Genomic DNA, 13,849 nt, shown 5'->3' on the forward strand with positions numbered 1-13,849 from the left:
CCTGCTGGAGCGAGCTTGCCCGCGAACCACCCCGAGCCTCAGTGCCCGCCAGGCTTCGCCAGCAAGCTCGCTCCTACAATGCAGAACGGCGCCGCGGGGCGCCGTTCTGCATTGGACGAAACAAGCTCAGCGCAGTTGGCTGTCCTTGCTGCCGCGGCGGTTGTAGCCGCTGTGGGCGGACTGCTCCTTGTCATGCTCGGCCTGGCAGTTGACGCACAGGCGCACGCCGGGGATGGCCTGGCGCCGCGCCTCGGGGATCAACGCATCGCACTCCTCGCAATGGCTCAGGCTCTCGCCTTTGGGCAACTGGCTGCGCGCCCGTGCGATGGCGTCCTCGATGGTGCTGTCGATCTGCTCCTGAACCGCTCCGTCGTTTGCCCAGCCGCTGGCCATGGCGACCTCCCGTGGATTGTTCGCGTGTCCTGCAGATATGCAGGGCGCCGCCGGTGATTGCAAGGGCGATGGCGCGCGAAGCGACGAGTGCGTCGTGCTGGAAATCCAGAAGCGTCTGATGTTCCGTGCCTCAGCGGCTGCCGAAAATGACCGGTCCTTCCGTCTGCCCGGGAAACCGCCATGCGCTACGCCTCCGCCCTGATCGCCAGCCTGTTGCTCACCGGCCTGCTGCCGCGCGCCGCCAATGCCGATACCAGCGAGGCCAGCCTGCGCGACATGGAGCGCTACCTGCTGCTCTACAGCGCCACGGGCGATGAGCGTTTCCTGAGCCGTCTGGACAATCTCGGCTCAAGCTTCGAACAGCAGCTTGCACAGCAGAAGAACGCCGCAAGCCTGCAGGATATCTGGCAACTCTATCGTCAGACCCTGGAGCAGGTGCGTGCAGCCTATTCGCACAAGGGCGTGGACCTGCAACGAGCCGTGGCGCAGACGCAGGAAGTGGCGGGGTTGTTCGACAGCTTCATCCTGGCGCGGGAGCCAGCGTCGCAGGGGCTGGAAGACGAGCTGCGCGAGTTGGCGCTGCTGGAGGCGCGGCGGGCCAACGGACGTTTACTGGGAGCGGGCAACGAGGGAGATGCGGCACGCATCGAGGTACTGCAGGAACGCATCGGCGAACGCCTGGCGGCGCTACCCGCCGGTGCCAGCCGGGACTCCCTGCTCTCGCGCTGGAGCTACCTGCGCAAGGCGGAGAAACCCGAAGGCACATTGCTCTATCCCTTCAACGCCCAGGTCGAATACCTGCTGGCGCATCTGCCGCGGGGCTGAGGCGGCGCGGGAGAGCCGGTCCTACTCTTTGACTTCCATGTATTCGCGCGCCCAGATCTGGTACTCCTCGGGCAGCGTGTACTTCTTCGCCAGTTCCGAAGCGGTCAGGTCGGAGGCATGCACGCCGCGCTGCTCGCGCAGGCAGTCGTAGGTGGCCTTGATCGCGGCGAAGTAGGCGGCGTGGCCGTCGACCACGATGCGCACACCGAGCTCCGCCAGGCGCGCGTCGTCGCGCAGCTCGGGGTTGCCGTAGGAGACCAGCATCAGCGGCACGGACAGGTGGCGGGAGATCGCTTCCAGGTGATCGAAGTCGCGGATGCCGACCATGCAGATGCCATCGGCGCCGGCGGCCTGGTAGGCCAGGGTGCGGCGGATCACGTCGTCCACCTCCAGCACTTCGGCGTTGGTGCGGGCAATGATCGCCATCTCCGAGTCGATGCGGGCTTCCAGTGCCGCGCGGATCTTGCCGACGCCTTCCTCGACCGGAATCAGGTCGGTGGACTTGCGACCGAATTGCGCCGGCAGCAGGGTGTCCTCGATGGTCAGCGCGGCCACGCCAGCGCGCTCCAGCTCGACGATGGTACGCATGGTGTTCAGCGCGTTGCCGTAGCCGTGGTCGGCGTCGGCGATCACCGGCAGACGGGCGACGCGACCGATGCGGGTGGCCTGCTCGGTGAATTCGCTCAGGGTGATCAGCGCGAAGTCAGGCGCCGCCAAAACTTGTAGTGAAGCTACAGAACCGCCCAGGATGCCCACCTCGAAACCCAGGTCGCCGGCAATGCGCGCGGACATGGGGTCGAACACCGAAGCGGTGTGATAGCAGGCTGAAGAATTCAGTAAGGCGCGGAAATCCTTGCGCAATTCGTGGAAGGAGGCTCTGTGCATGGTGGGATCCAACTGCTAATACGGGGTGGGAGAACGGAAATCAGATAGTGGAAAACTCTTGTAGGAAAACTACAGGAACACAATGTAGCAAAACTACAAGCTACTCCCCAAGCCCTCTTTGCCACCATCGTCTTCCGACGGATACCCTGAATTTCCGCGAACACTCGCGTAAACTGCGCGGCCGTTTTTTCTCCGGACACTCGCGCACCATGTTCCCGACCACTGCGGCCCGCGCCCTGGGCATCGACTTCGGCACTTCCAACTCCACCGTCGGCTGGTGGCGCCCGGACACCGAACCGCTGATCGCCCTGGAAGACGACAAGATCACCCTGCCCTCGGTGATCTTCTTCAACGTCGAGGAACGCCGTCCGGTGTACGGCCGCCTGGCCCTGCACGAGTACCTGGAAGGCTACGAAGGCCGCCTCATGCGCTCGCTGAAAAGCCTGCTGGGCTCCTCGCTGCTGAAGAGCGAAACCACTGTGCTGGGCAGCGCCATGCCGTTCAAGGACCTGCTCGGGCTGTTCATCGGTGAGCTGAAGAAGCGCGCAGAACATGTCGCCGGGCGCGAGTTCGAGTCCGTGGTGCTGGGCCGCCCGGTGTTTTTCGTCGACGATGATCCCAAGGCCGACCAGGAAGCCCAGGACACCCTGGTGGCCGTGGCGCAGAAACTCGGTTTCAAGGACGTTTCCTTCCAGTACGAACCACTCGCCGCGGCCTTCGACTACGAGCGCAGCATCGAGCGTGAAGAACTGGTGCTGATCGTCGACATCGGCGGCGGCACCTCGGACTTCTCGCTGGTTCGCCTGTCGCCGGAGCGCCGCGCAGTGGCCGACCGCCAGGGCGACATCCTCGCCACCGGCGGCGTGCACATCGGCGGTACCGACTTCGACAAGCAACTGAGCATCCAGGGCGTGATGCCGTTGTTCGGCTACGGCAGCAAGATGAAGAGCGACGCCTTCATGCCGACCAGCTATCACCTCAACCTCGCCACCTGGCACACCATCAACGCGGTGTACGCGCAGAAGTCCCAGCTGGCGCTGCAGAACATGCGCTACGACATCGTCGACGCCACCGGCATCGACCGCCTGTTCAAGCTCATCGAGCAGCGCGCCGGCCACTGGCTGGCGATGCAGGTGGAAGCCAGCAAGATCGAGCTGTCCGACAGCGAGCGCCGCGATATCGACCTGGCGCGCATCGAAGCCGGCCTGGTCGCCGAGCTGAGCCGCGAGCTGTTCGAAGGCGCCATCGGCCCGCTGCTGGAGCGCGTGCGCGGCAGCATCACCGAATTGCTCAGTTCGGCCGACGTGGACCCGGCACGGGTCGACAGCGTGTTCTTCACCGGCGGCTCCTCCGGCGTGCCGGCATTGCGCCAGAGCGTCGCGGCGATGCTGCCCAACGCCCGCCACGTCGACGGCGACCGCTTCGGCGGGATCGGCAATGGCCTGGCCATCGAGGCGATGAAGCGCTACGGCTGAGCAGCCGCTCACTGACGGCAGTGCCGCCATGCGCTAGTGTGGCGGCACCAACCCTCGCGCCCGGAGTCCATCATGCGCCCGCTGCAACTGACCAGCCTGCTGCTCCTGACCACCTCACTCTGCGCCTGCGGCCTGGGTGAGACCGCCGCCACCGCCAGCCTGCAGGCCAAACAGGCGCAGCAGGCCCAGCAGCAGATGCAACAGCTCAAGGAGCAGGTCGACGCGGCCAACGCGCAAGGCCAGCAGCGCCTGGACGACGCCCTGAAAGACGCTCAGTGATCGCGCTGGCGTGCAGATTTCTTGAACGCCGGAAGATGACCTAGGCTCCAAGTTGAGCGAGTGAGTTGCTCAACCAAGGAGAACACCATGTACAAGCGATCACTGCTGGCGCTAATGGTACTGGCCTCGGTGGCGGGCTGCGCTTCCACCAAGGTGCAGAACCCGGTCAACTACATCACCTTCCGCGACCAGCCGCTGGTGCGCAACGTCGAGAAAGGGATGAGCCAGGAAGAAGTCCGGAAAATCGGCGGCACCCCGTCGTCGACGCAGAAACGCCTGATGAAGCCAGGCAGCTGCAACAGCTACATCCTCAGCAAGGATGGCCAGCAGCAGCCGTTCTACGTGAGTTTCGACGGCAGCGGCCAGGTGGATGGCTCGGGCTTCATGACCTGTTCGGAACTAGATCGCCACGAACGCGACTACCAGCCGTGACGACGCTGCAGGCGTGAGCACCAGGCCCTCGCCCAACGGCGGGGGCCTTTTCATTCGGTACGCGATCCCGCTCCCGTGCGCCGGGATATTCCCACCGCGCGGTGGCCGTCTATCATCCCCGCAGCCACCTCAGGAGCCGACCATGAAATACCGCATCATCGAACTGCCCGCCTTCCACGTGGTGGGCATGGAATATCGCGGCAGCGCGCCGGACGACAGCATCGGCCAGCTCTGGCAGCGCTTCCTGCCGCGCGCGAAGGAAGTCACGTCCAGCGCCACGGACAAGAGCGCCTATGGCGTCTGCACCCAACTGCCGGGCGGCGAGTTCCACTACATCGCGGGCCTGCCGGTGGACACGGCTAAGGCCGTGCCCGAAGGCATGACGAGTTACGAGGTGCCCGCGCAGAAGTACGCGGTGTTCACCCACATCGGCCCGGTCAGCGCCATCGCCGACAGCTTCCAGGCCATCTATTCCAGCCTGCTGGCTCGCCACGGCCTGGAGCCGAAGAAGGGCGTGGATCTGGAGCGCTATACCGAGCGCTTCCTCGGGCCGGAAGACCCGGCGTCGGAAACCGACCTGTACGTCCCGATCTACTGAGGCGCACCGCGCTCGCATCTTGTTTCTTGCAGGAGCGAGCTTGCTCGCGAACAAACCCCGCTGCGAAGCGGTGCGAGCAAGGACTAGGCGTCCCCCTCGCTCCTACAGGCGCCTCCTGATCACTTGCGCGTGGCGGGCGCCTTCGCCGGTTGCTTCATCTGCTGCAGCAAGGCGGCGCACTGGTTGTCGTCCTGCTTGCTCGGGGCGATCAGCGCCAGCAGCGCCGCTGCCGGAGCCACCGCCACGCCGAGGGCGACCATCCCCGCGCCACGCGCCGCCAGCGGCAATACATGCACGCCGGCTTTCGGGTTCTTGAAGGTGCCCTGCACATAGAGCGGCGAACGCAGGGAGAAAATCCGTACGCCTTTGCTCTGTGGCGTGATGTCGAGGTCGAGCTGCTCGGTGGCGAAGTTGGCGCTGCCATCGACCGTGATGATCGCGTTCTCGGTATCGAAGGCGAACACCCGCGGCTTGGCCAGGCCATTGGCAATGCCTACGTCGGCAGCCGCGCAGTTGATCTTCACCTCGTCATCGCCGAACAGCTTGTTCACCACATAATTGCCGACGTTGAGCCCGGCGATCTCCATCAGGCTGCGGCTGATGCGCCCGTCATTGATCAGCAGCTTCATCTCGCCGTTGGCGCCGGCCAGGATGGTCGCCACCGAGTTGCCGGTGCCGGTGATCGCGGCGTCGCCGTTGAGCTCGCCGAAGCTCGACTGCATCGGCGCGAAGCTGGGGAACAGCTCCTTGAGCTTGAAGCTGCGCGCCTGCAACTGCACCTTGCTCTGCAGCGGCGTCTTGCCGCCGTCCAGGCGGATGTGCGAATCCAGCGTACCGCCGGCCACCCCAAAGCGCAGCGGCTCCAGGGTCAGCAAGCCATCGTTGAGCACCAGGTGGGTATAGAGGTCGCTGATCGGCAGCTTGTCGCTGTGCACGATGCGCTTGCCGGTGAATTCCACGTCGGCATCCATGGCACGCCAGCGCTCGGTGCGAAACTCCTCCACTGGCAACACCTTGTCTGCCGGCTGACGCGTGCTCTGGCCGCGCGCCTGTTTCTCCTGGTTGGAGTCAGCGCCAATCAGCGGGCCGAGGTCGGCCATGCGCAACTGGTCCGAGCGCAGCTTGCCGGACAGCTTGGGCCGCGGCTGGAGATTGACGAACACCAGGTCGCCATGCAGATCGCTGTCGCCGACCTTGCCGTTGAAGTTCTCGTAGTGGAACTGCGCCCCGGCCGAGTCGTGCAGCTCGGCCTTCAGGCGGCCGTCCGTCTCGTAGGCCGGGGTATCGGGCAGGGTCACGCCGGTGAGCGGGAAGAGGTTGGCCATGCTGGTGCCGGCCAGTTTCAGGCGCAGGTCCAGCGCCCCGAGGTTCAGCGGGTCGGTCAGCGTACCGACGATGCTCGCGCGGGTACTGCCGGCGGATACGTCTGCCTGCACCGGGAAGGGCTTGGTCGCATCCTGCAGGGCGAGCATGCCGCCGACCTTGCCCGCGCCACTCAACGGCAGGCCCTTGTACTGGCCCTTGAGCTTCCAGCCGAAGACGTAGTCCTGGGTATCGGCCTTGTCGCCGCCGGCCAGCGCCTTGCCCGCCAGCTCGCCGAAAGGCACCGGCTTGCCGAGCGGGTCCACCAGCAGCTCCAGGCGAGTCTTCAGGCTCTGGTCATAGAGGCTGACACTGCCCTTGTCGAAGCCGATCTCGCCGATATCCAGCTTCCACGAGGATTGCTCGGGCATGGCGTTGGGGTCCTCTTCCTTCTTCGGCAGCTCGAAGGTCCAGGTGGCGCGGCCATCGGCCAGGCGCAGCAAATCCGCGCTGGGACGGGTCAGGACGATCTGCGGGATGCGCACCGTCTGCCACAACAGCGGCAGCGGGGCGAGGCGGAATTCGACTTTTTCGAGACTCGCGAAGTTCGCCGCGCGCGTCTTGCCCGCCGCCCAGTCCGGATTGCCCAGGGTGATATCGGCGGCGCTGAAGTGCGGCCAGGGCACGTAAGCGCGCCAGCCGCCCTCCGCAGGTTCCGTGCGCCAGAACACCTGGAGGTCGCCATTGATGGCAAAGGGGCGCCCCAACTCGGCCGAGACCTTCTCGTTGATGGTCGGCTTCACCCGGTTCCAGTCGAAGGTGGCGATGAACACCACCAGCGCGGCAATCACCGCGATGAAACCGATGAAGCTCCAGAGGCAGATTCGTTTCCCGCGCGTCATACCTGAACTCCCTGCTGGCCGCGTCGGTGGAAGCAGCGACGTCCCCACGTCGCTGCCGGTAAACATTGGCCGCCTGAGCATGCCGGGCCGGCATTCTCCCTTGGCCTGATCACTTGGACCAGCATAGCGGGGCGTTGTATCCGCCGAATTGCACGCGGAAGGTCTGATGCAGACGCCATGGCGAGAAAACTTAAACTTTCGCCGCCACCGGCGACTCACACCCTTGTGACCCGATTTCAGCCGTGCGCCACCGCAGCGCCGGTTTGCCACAAGGAGATGACTGATGAACCAGGCACAACTGACCGACGTCCAGACCCTGCGCCAGCGGGCGCGCCAGAACATCGAGGACGGCGCGGTGACCGAGGGCTACCATGCCGACCGCAAGACCGTGCTGCGTCTGCTCAACGAGTCGCTGGCCACCGAGCTGGTCTGCTACCTGCGCTACAAGCGCCACTACTTCATGGCGACAGGCCTGAAAGCCAGCGTTGCCGCAGCCGAATTCCTCGAGCATGCCACCCAGGAACTGCAGCACGCCGACCTGCTGGCCGAGCGCATCATGCAGCTGGGCGGCGAACCGGACTTCAATCCCGCCGGCCTGACCGAGCGCTCCCACGCCGAGTACGTCGCGGGCGCCAATCTGCGTGAAATGATCACCGAGAACCTGGTCGCCGAACGCATTGCGGTCGACAGCTACCGCGAGATCGTCGTTTACCTGGGCGACGACGACCCAACCACGCGTCGCCTGTTCGAGGAGATTCTGGCGCAGGAAGAAGAGCATGCTGACGATATGGCGGACCTGCTGCAGGACCTGAAATAACCCCTCTCCAACGCTCCCACCGATGCCCGGCTCTCCGGCCGGGCGTCGCGTTTCTGCCCCCGTCTTTCCGCGCAAAGCCGCGCCACAGAGCGGTCAGGCCGCCCTCGACCCACAAATACATCTAATAACCAGATACTAACAATCCCGCCGATAACGCCAATCGAAGGCATTGATAGAAGTCAATTTTCAAAATCAAATATTTGATTTTAAACACTTTATTTAACAATCATCGGCATCGATAGCGACTATCTTCCGGCATCGTTTTCCAATCGATAATCCAGAACAGATACTGAGTCCGTGTCCAACGAACTCCCCACTCTTTCTGGAGCCGCATCATGAAACGCACCCTCGTACTTGGCTTTGCCCTCTCCGTACTTGCTGCCAATGCCGCTTTCGCCGGCGCCCAGCAAGATTCCCCTGTGATCAACGCCAGCCAGGTTCAGGTTCTGGCCCAGGACGGCGCAGAGCGCACCCTGGATCAACAGCAGAAACAACTGGACGCCGCCAAGGCCCGTGTCGCTGAAAATGGCTCCAGCCAGTCGGTCGATCGCCTGATCCAGAAAATGAGCGTCGCCGAGAACGGCTCCAGCCAGACCGTCGACCGCCTGCACAAGCAGTTGGGCGTGGCTGAAAACGGTTCGAGCAAAACCATCGACCGCCTGCACAGCGAAATGAGCGTTGCCGAAAACGGTTCGAGCAAATCGGTTGACCGCCTGCATCAGCAAATGAACGTCGCCGAGAATGGCTCCAGCCAGACTGTCGACCGCCTGCACAAGCAGCTGGGCGTCGCTGAAAACGGTTCGAGCAAAACCATCGACCGCCTGCACAGCGAAATGAGCGTTGCCGAAAACGGTTCGAGCAAGTCGATTGACCGCCTGCACCAGCAAATGAACGTCGCCGAGAATGGCTCCAGCCAGACAGTCGACCGTTTGCACAAGCAACTGGGCGTCGCTGAAAACGGTTCGAGCAAAACCATCGACCGCCTGCACGGTGAGATGAACGTGGCCGAAAACGGCTCCGAGCACACCATCGACCAACTGCACAGCCACATGGTTGCCGAGTCGGGTGGCGACACCGTCTTCAACACCCATCTGAAGGCGTAAGACTCCAGGCAGTACACCGAAAGGTGAGAGAAAAGCCCGGCTCGGCCGGGCTTTCTTATCGCTCCAGCCCCGCGCATCCCCAACTTCGATACCTGGCCAGCCGTGTTTTGTAACGGCGTCTTGCCTGAAACCACTGACTACGCACCAGAAACAACCGCCCTAGAGCGGTTTCCGTCGTTCCATCATCGACGGCGATAGTTGAAATTAGCCGGCTAAATAATCGACAACACTGATGCTCTGTATTACGCAGCATCGTTTTTAAATCGATTTATCCGAAGGGAAAATAACCCTGTAGCCAAAACTTACCGCCCCCTTTCGGAGCCACGCAAAATGAAAACCAAGATCGCCCTCAGCCTTGCACTCACTTCCCTGATGACCGCCAGCGCCGTCTTCGCCGCTCCGGCCATCCTCAACAACGGCCCGCGCAGCACTCACCAACTGCAGCAGCAGAGCGCTGAACCCCGCGTCGCCGAGAACGGCTCCGACCGCACCATCGATCGCCTGCACAAGCAAATGAACGATGCTCGCGTTGCCGACAACGGCTCCGAGCGCACCATCGACCGCCTGCACAAGCAAATGAACGATGCCCGTGTGGCCGATAACGGTTCCGAGCGCACCATCGACCGCCTGCACAAGCAGATGGACGGCGCCCGCGTCGCCGAGAACGGTTCCGAGCACACCATCGACAAGCTGCACAGCAACATGGTCGCCGAATCCGGTGGTGACACTGTGTTCGATGCCCACCTGAAACGTATCTCCTGATTCAGGTATGCCGCACACAGCGAAACGTGTGGATCCACCGCCACTTCCCCCTCCAGGCCGATGACCATGATGTGGCATCGGCCTTTTTCATACCCCTACGCCGTGCGCTGAGCCCCTATCCCATTCCTCTCCTCTCACTGGGGACACCCATACCGGTCACCCCTCGACCTCATATAGCCACTTCGGAAATTCAGGGAAGAAGTTAAAAAAAATCGCTGACTCTCTCCGCGATTTCGTACAGGGCTATTGCCGGACGCCCAACTACAGTAGGCGCCTCAAAACTATTCAGGATGAAAGGTCATGCCCGGCAAAAATCTGCTTTTGACCACGATACACGGTCAAACCGCCAGCCGAGCCGTTATCGCAGGCGGCGGCAAGGTCACTGCCATTGCGGATGCTCAGTATCTATTGCAGATGAGCGATGAGCGCACGGCTCGGGACAACATCATCGTCAAACGAGCCGGCGACGATTTGCAGATATTCATCGACGGCATCGACGAACCCAACCTGACGCTGGAAAACTTCTACGGCGATGAGATTCATGCACAGCTCTGCAACGTCGATGCCGATGGGCAGATTCATGCCTACTTGCGTACTGACGGCCTCGGTTCAGATGGGCATCTCCTGCTGGCCGACGGAGAATCTGCCCCTCTTTTCCTTGGCGACCCTGCGTTGGGCGTAATGCCCGAAGCAATAGGCGCAACCACCGATCACGCCGCCGCCATTCCACTGTGGCCCTACTTGGCTGGCGCTGCCGCCATTGGCGCTGCGGGTAGCGCTTACCATCATCACACCCAGGGCAGCGGCAACAGGCATGCTGCTCCCAGCGGGTCGGGCACCACCCCGCCAGCGCTACCGACCGAGTGGAGTGCCGACCGATGGGGCGCCAGCGGGAAGGCCGAAGCAGGCAGCACCGTGGTGCTCTACGAAGGCGGCACGAAATGGGCCGAAGTGGAGGTTGATGCAAGAGGCGACTGGAAACTCACCAGATCAGATCCCATCGGACCGGGCACCTACAGCTTCACCGTTGAAGTGATCGACAAGGCAGGCAACAGCAGCGGCCAGACCGAGCCGATCGAGTTTGTCGTGCCGCCATGGTCGGGCAAGGCCGACATCACGCAAGTCATCGGCCACACTGACAACCTCCAAGGCGAAATCGCGCCGGATGGACTGACCAATGATGCTCGCCCGCAACTGGTGGGCCGGTGCAGCACGGGCACAGTCTTCGTCAGTATCTACGATGGCACCACGCTGCTGGGCGCTACCAAGGCGCTCTCCGACGGCACTTGGTCCTTCACACCAGACACCGACTTGAGCGAAGGCCCGCATAGTCTCACAACCGTGGCCTTCGGTGGCTGGTCCGGCAACGGCGAGCCAAGCCCCGCCTGGAACTTCACCGTCGACACCACCCCACCGGCGCTACCGACCGAGTGGAGTGCCGACCGGTATGGCGTCAGCGGGAAAGCCGAAGCCGACAGCACCGTGGTGATTTACCACAACAGCACGAAATGGGCCGACGTGGTAGCCGATAAAAATGGCGACTGGCATTGCACCTTCGAGGAATACTCAGGGCCCGGCACCTACAGCTTCACCGTTGAAGTGATCGACAAGGCAGGCAACAGCAGCGGGCAGACCGAGCCGATCGAGTTTGTCGTGCCGCCATGGTCGGGCAAGGCCGACATCACGCAAATCATCGGCCACACTGACGACCTCCAAGGCGAAATCACGCCGGATGGACTGACCAATGATGCTCGCCCGCAACTGGTGGGCCGGTGCAGCACGGGCACAGTCTTCGTCAGAATCTACGATGGCACCACGCTGCTGGGCGGTACCAAGGCGCTCTCCGACGGCACTTGGTCCTTCACACCAGACACCGACTTGAGCGAAGGCCCGCATAGCCTCACAACCGTGGCCTTCGGTGGCTGGTCCGGCAACGGCGAGCCAAGCCCCGCCTGGAACTTCACCGTCGACACCATCCCTCCCGCCCTGGCAACCGACTGGTTCGTCGACAACCGGAGCGGAAGCGGCGAGGCCGAACCCGGCAGCACCGTGGTGGCCTACCACAATGGTGAAAAGCTGATCGAAGTACCGGTAGGAGCCGATGGGAAGTGGCATTACACCCTGGACAATCAGCAGCCATTGGGCACCGGCATGCATACCTTCACGGTGGAAGTGATCGATAAAGCGGGCAACTCGAGCGGCCTGTGCGCCCCTCTCGAAGTTTGCGTAATGCCGCCCCCGCTTGACGATGATGAGCACACCCTCGCCTCTTCCATTGCCATTGGCAGCACCACCGATGGGAGCAATTACCCGATCAATCTGTCCGATCTTGGTCCAGGCTGGACCGGCAACATCACCATTGCCGCCGAACGGGCAAAATCCACAGAGGCCAATAACGATGCAGGCTCACCCTTCTCCAGAAGTCTGCCGGCCCTGCAAGATTTGCTGACTGATGGCGCAAACAACATGTTCCCCATGGGTTCGAAGAGCGCCAGCGAGCAGACGGATTGGTCAGCCCGCGCCGATATCTCTTACCCAAGCGCCATCAGCACCGAGTTGAACGCCATACTGCTGGAAGCAAACGCCTCTCTCCTTTAAGGCAACGGGGGATAAGAAGGCCCTGCGAGCCTTCTTATCCCCCGCTCCCGACATCAACCTCTAGCTTCGCCACCATCCGGCTCGCCATCGGAGCGGCCGATGGTCGCCGGCGCTTCCACCACCAACTCCTCCGGCACCTCGTCGACACGCGGGTCCAGCGCAGCGGCCATCGGGCTGACGGTATCGGGCATCGCCACGTGGTGCAGCGGCGCCTCGTCGACGCGGTGCACGCCGGTAACGCGCTTGGGCTGCACCCAGAAAATCAGGATCAGCGCATAGGCCGACACCAGCATGTAGAACATGCCCGGGCCGAAGTGGCGCATCATCGCGCCGGCGAACAACGGACCGATACAGGCGCCGACGCCGTACGTGGTCAGCAGCATCGCCGAGAGCGCCACACGGCGCGACTGCTCGACGTGGTCATTACCCAGGGCCACGGCCAGCGGATAGAGGGTGAACAGCAGCATGCCGGTGACAAAGCCGTTCGCCAGCAGCAGCGTGTAGGGCAGTTCGATCAGCCCCCACATCGGCACCGCCGCCAGGCACAGCAGCAAGGCGTTGGCGCGGATCAGCCAGCTGCGATTCACCCGGTCGGACAACCAGCCCAGCGGCCACTGCGCACAGAAGCCGGCCACGATGCACATGCCGACGAAGAAGCTCGACTGCGCGGTGTCCAGGCCGTTGCGCGCCGCATACACCGGCGCCAGGCCATAGAAGGCGCCGACCATCAGACCGGCAACGAAGATAGTGCCCAGCGACTGCGGTACGCGCTTCCAGAAGAAGCCGATCTCCAGCGGCGCCGCCACCAGTTTCGCCGGGTGGACGCGGCGGGTCAGCGCCAGCGGGATCAGGCAGGACGAGAAGCAGATGGCGACCAGCAGCAGCGGCTTGTAATCCAGCGCCGGGCTCAGCGCCAGCAGGCCCTGGCCGACCACCAGGCCGGCGTCCACCGCCACCATGTAGCCGGCGAATACCTTGCCGCGCTGGTGCCCTTCGGCCTGCTCGTTGAGCCAGCTCTCGATCACCATGTACTGGTTCATCATCACCGCGCCCATCACGAAGCGCAGAGCGATCCACACCTCCAGCTGCGAGACCAGCGCGTGGATCAGCACGATTACCGTCGCCATGCCGGCGCAGGCTACGTAGGAACGGATATGGCCGAACCCGGCAATCAGCTTGTGGCCGAACTTGCCGCCACAGACCAGGCCAAAGTAATAAGCCGCCATCAGGCCGCCGACCCAGAGGTCGCTGACGCCTTCCTGGGTCAGGCGCAGGCCCATGTAGGTGGTGAACAGGCCGGAGCCGGCGAGCATCAGCAGCGTAGCGGTGTAGAGCGCGGGAAAGGTGACGAGCGGGCTGAACATGGCGAGTCCGGCAGGCAGATGAGGAAGGTGGGATGTCACGGCAAGGTTAGCCGTCCGCACATCGGACAGCAGTCGCGCGGCAAAGATCACATGGTTTGCGGCGGATGCGCATTA

Annotated in this window: 13 protein-coding genes; 9 read left to right on the plus strand and 4 right to left on the minus strand. The window is 63.3% G+C overall.

Annotated features, from left to right (window positions below; genetic code table 11):
* Window positions 1-126: 126 nt before the first annotated feature.
* The gene (locus tag L6D89_RS05290; protein ID WP_236171344.1) at window positions 127-393 is read right to left on the minus strand and encodes a DksA/TraR family C4-type zinc finger protein; all 267 of its coding nucleotides are present in this window, start codon (window positions 391-393) and stop codon (window positions 127-129) included.
* 180 nt (window positions 394-573) lie between these two features.
* Between L6D89_RS05290 and L6D89_RS05295 the strand changes: the two genes are divergently transcribed.
* A complete protein-coding gene (locus tag L6D89_RS05295) occupies window positions 574-1,218 on the plus strand; it encodes a hypothetical protein (protein ID WP_236198997.1) in 645 nt (214 codons plus the stop codon).
* Window positions 1,219-1,239: 21 nt separating this feature from the next.
* Here the strand turns inward: L6D89_RS05295 and L6D89_RS05300 are convergent, their stop codons facing one another.
* Complete coding sequence (locus L6D89_RS05300; protein ID WP_017518216.1) at window positions 1,240-2,103, minus strand: isocitrate lyase/PEP mutase family protein; 864 nt, start codon at window positions 2,101-2,103, stop codon at window positions 1,240-1,242.
* 209 nt (window positions 2,104-2,312) lie between these two features.
* On the opposite strand from L6D89_RS05300, the gene L6D89_RS05305 reads away from it, so the two are divergent.
* From L6D89_RS05305 to L6D89_RS05320, 4 genes are all read left to right on the plus strand, one after another.
* Window positions 2,313-3,578, plus strand: coding sequence for an Hsp70 family protein (locus L6D89_RS05305; protein WP_236171342.1), 1,266 nt, complete (start codon window positions 2,313-2,315; stop codon window positions 3,576-3,578).
* 72 nt (window positions 3,579-3,650) lie between these two features.
* Window positions 3,651-3,857, plus strand: coding sequence for a hypothetical protein (locus tag L6D89_RS05310; protein WP_236171341.1), 207 nt, complete (start codon window positions 3,651-3,653; stop codon window positions 3,855-3,857).
* Between the two features lie 87 nt (window positions 3,858-3,944).
* Window positions 3,945-4,289 carry an osmotically-inducible lipoprotein OsmE gene (gene osmE, locus L6D89_RS05315; protein WP_236171340.1) on the plus strand — a complete coding sequence of 115 codons (345 nt, stop codon included), beginning with the start codon at window positions 3,945-3,947 and terminating at the stop codon, window positions 4,287-4,289.
* A 142-nt stretch (window positions 4,290-4,431) separates the two neighbouring features.
* Window positions 4,432-4,887 carry a GyrI-like domain-containing protein gene (locus tag L6D89_RS05320; protein ID WP_276574778.1) on the plus strand — a complete coding sequence of 152 codons (456 nt, stop codon included), beginning with the start codon at window positions 4,432-4,434 and terminating at the stop codon, window positions 4,885-4,887.
* A gap of 119 nt (window positions 4,888-5,006) precedes the next feature.
* Here the strand turns inward: L6D89_RS05320 and L6D89_RS05325 are convergent, their stop codons facing one another.
* Window positions 5,007-7,091 carry an AsmA family protein gene (locus L6D89_RS05325; RefSeq protein WP_236198998.1) on the minus strand — a complete coding sequence of 695 codons (2,085 nt, stop codon included), beginning with the start codon at window positions 7,089-7,091 and terminating at the stop codon, window positions 5,007-5,009.
* A 283-nt stretch (window positions 7,092-7,374) separates the two neighbouring features.
* On the opposite strand from L6D89_RS05325, the gene L6D89_RS05330 reads away from it, so the two are divergent.
* The 4 genes from L6D89_RS05330 to L6D89_RS05345 all read left to right on the plus strand — a co-directional run bounded on the left by L6D89_RS05330 (window position 7,375) and on the right by L6D89_RS05345 (window position 12,371).
* Window positions 7,375-7,908 carry a ferritin-like domain-containing protein gene (locus tag L6D89_RS05330; protein ID WP_236171338.1) on the plus strand — a complete coding sequence of 178 codons (534 nt, stop codon included), beginning with the start codon at window positions 7,375-7,377 and terminating at the stop codon, window positions 7,906-7,908.
* Window positions 7,909-8,243: 335 nt separating this feature from the next.
* Window positions 8,244-9,011 carry a hypothetical protein gene (locus L6D89_RS05335; protein ID WP_236198999.1) on the plus strand — a complete coding sequence of 256 codons (768 nt, stop codon included), beginning with the start codon at window positions 8,244-8,246 and terminating at the stop codon, window positions 9,009-9,011.
* 330 nt (window positions 9,012-9,341) lie between these two features.
* Window positions 9,342-9,773: a phage infection protein gene (locus L6D89_RS05340; RefSeq protein ID WP_236171336.1), complete on the plus strand. Its 432-nt coding sequence runs from the start codon at window positions 9,342-9,344 to the stop codon at window positions 9,771-9,773.
* Window positions 9,774-10,073: 300 nt separating this feature from the next.
* Window positions 10,074-12,371, plus strand: a complete 2,298-nt coding sequence (locus tag L6D89_RS05345; protein ID WP_236199000.1) for an Ig-like domain-containing protein — start codon at window positions 10,074-10,076, stop codon at window positions 12,369-12,371.
* A gap of 53 nt (window positions 12,372-12,424) precedes the next feature.
* Here the strand turns inward: L6D89_RS05345 and L6D89_RS05350 are convergent, their stop codons facing one another.
* Window positions 12,425-13,735 (minus strand): MFS transporter, encoded by a 1,311-nt coding sequence (locus L6D89_RS05350; protein ID WP_236199001.1) that lies wholly within the window; start codon window positions 13,733-13,735, stop codon window positions 12,425-12,427.
* Window positions 13,736-13,849 lie beyond the last annotated feature (114 nt).

Origin of the sequence: Pseudomonas pseudonitroreducens, assembly GCF_021603645.1 — a bacterium.
In the GTDB taxonomy this organism is placed as follows: Bacteria; Pseudomonadota; Gammaproteobacteria; order Pseudomonadales; family Pseudomonadaceae; genus Pseudomonas; species Pseudomonas pseudonitroreducens.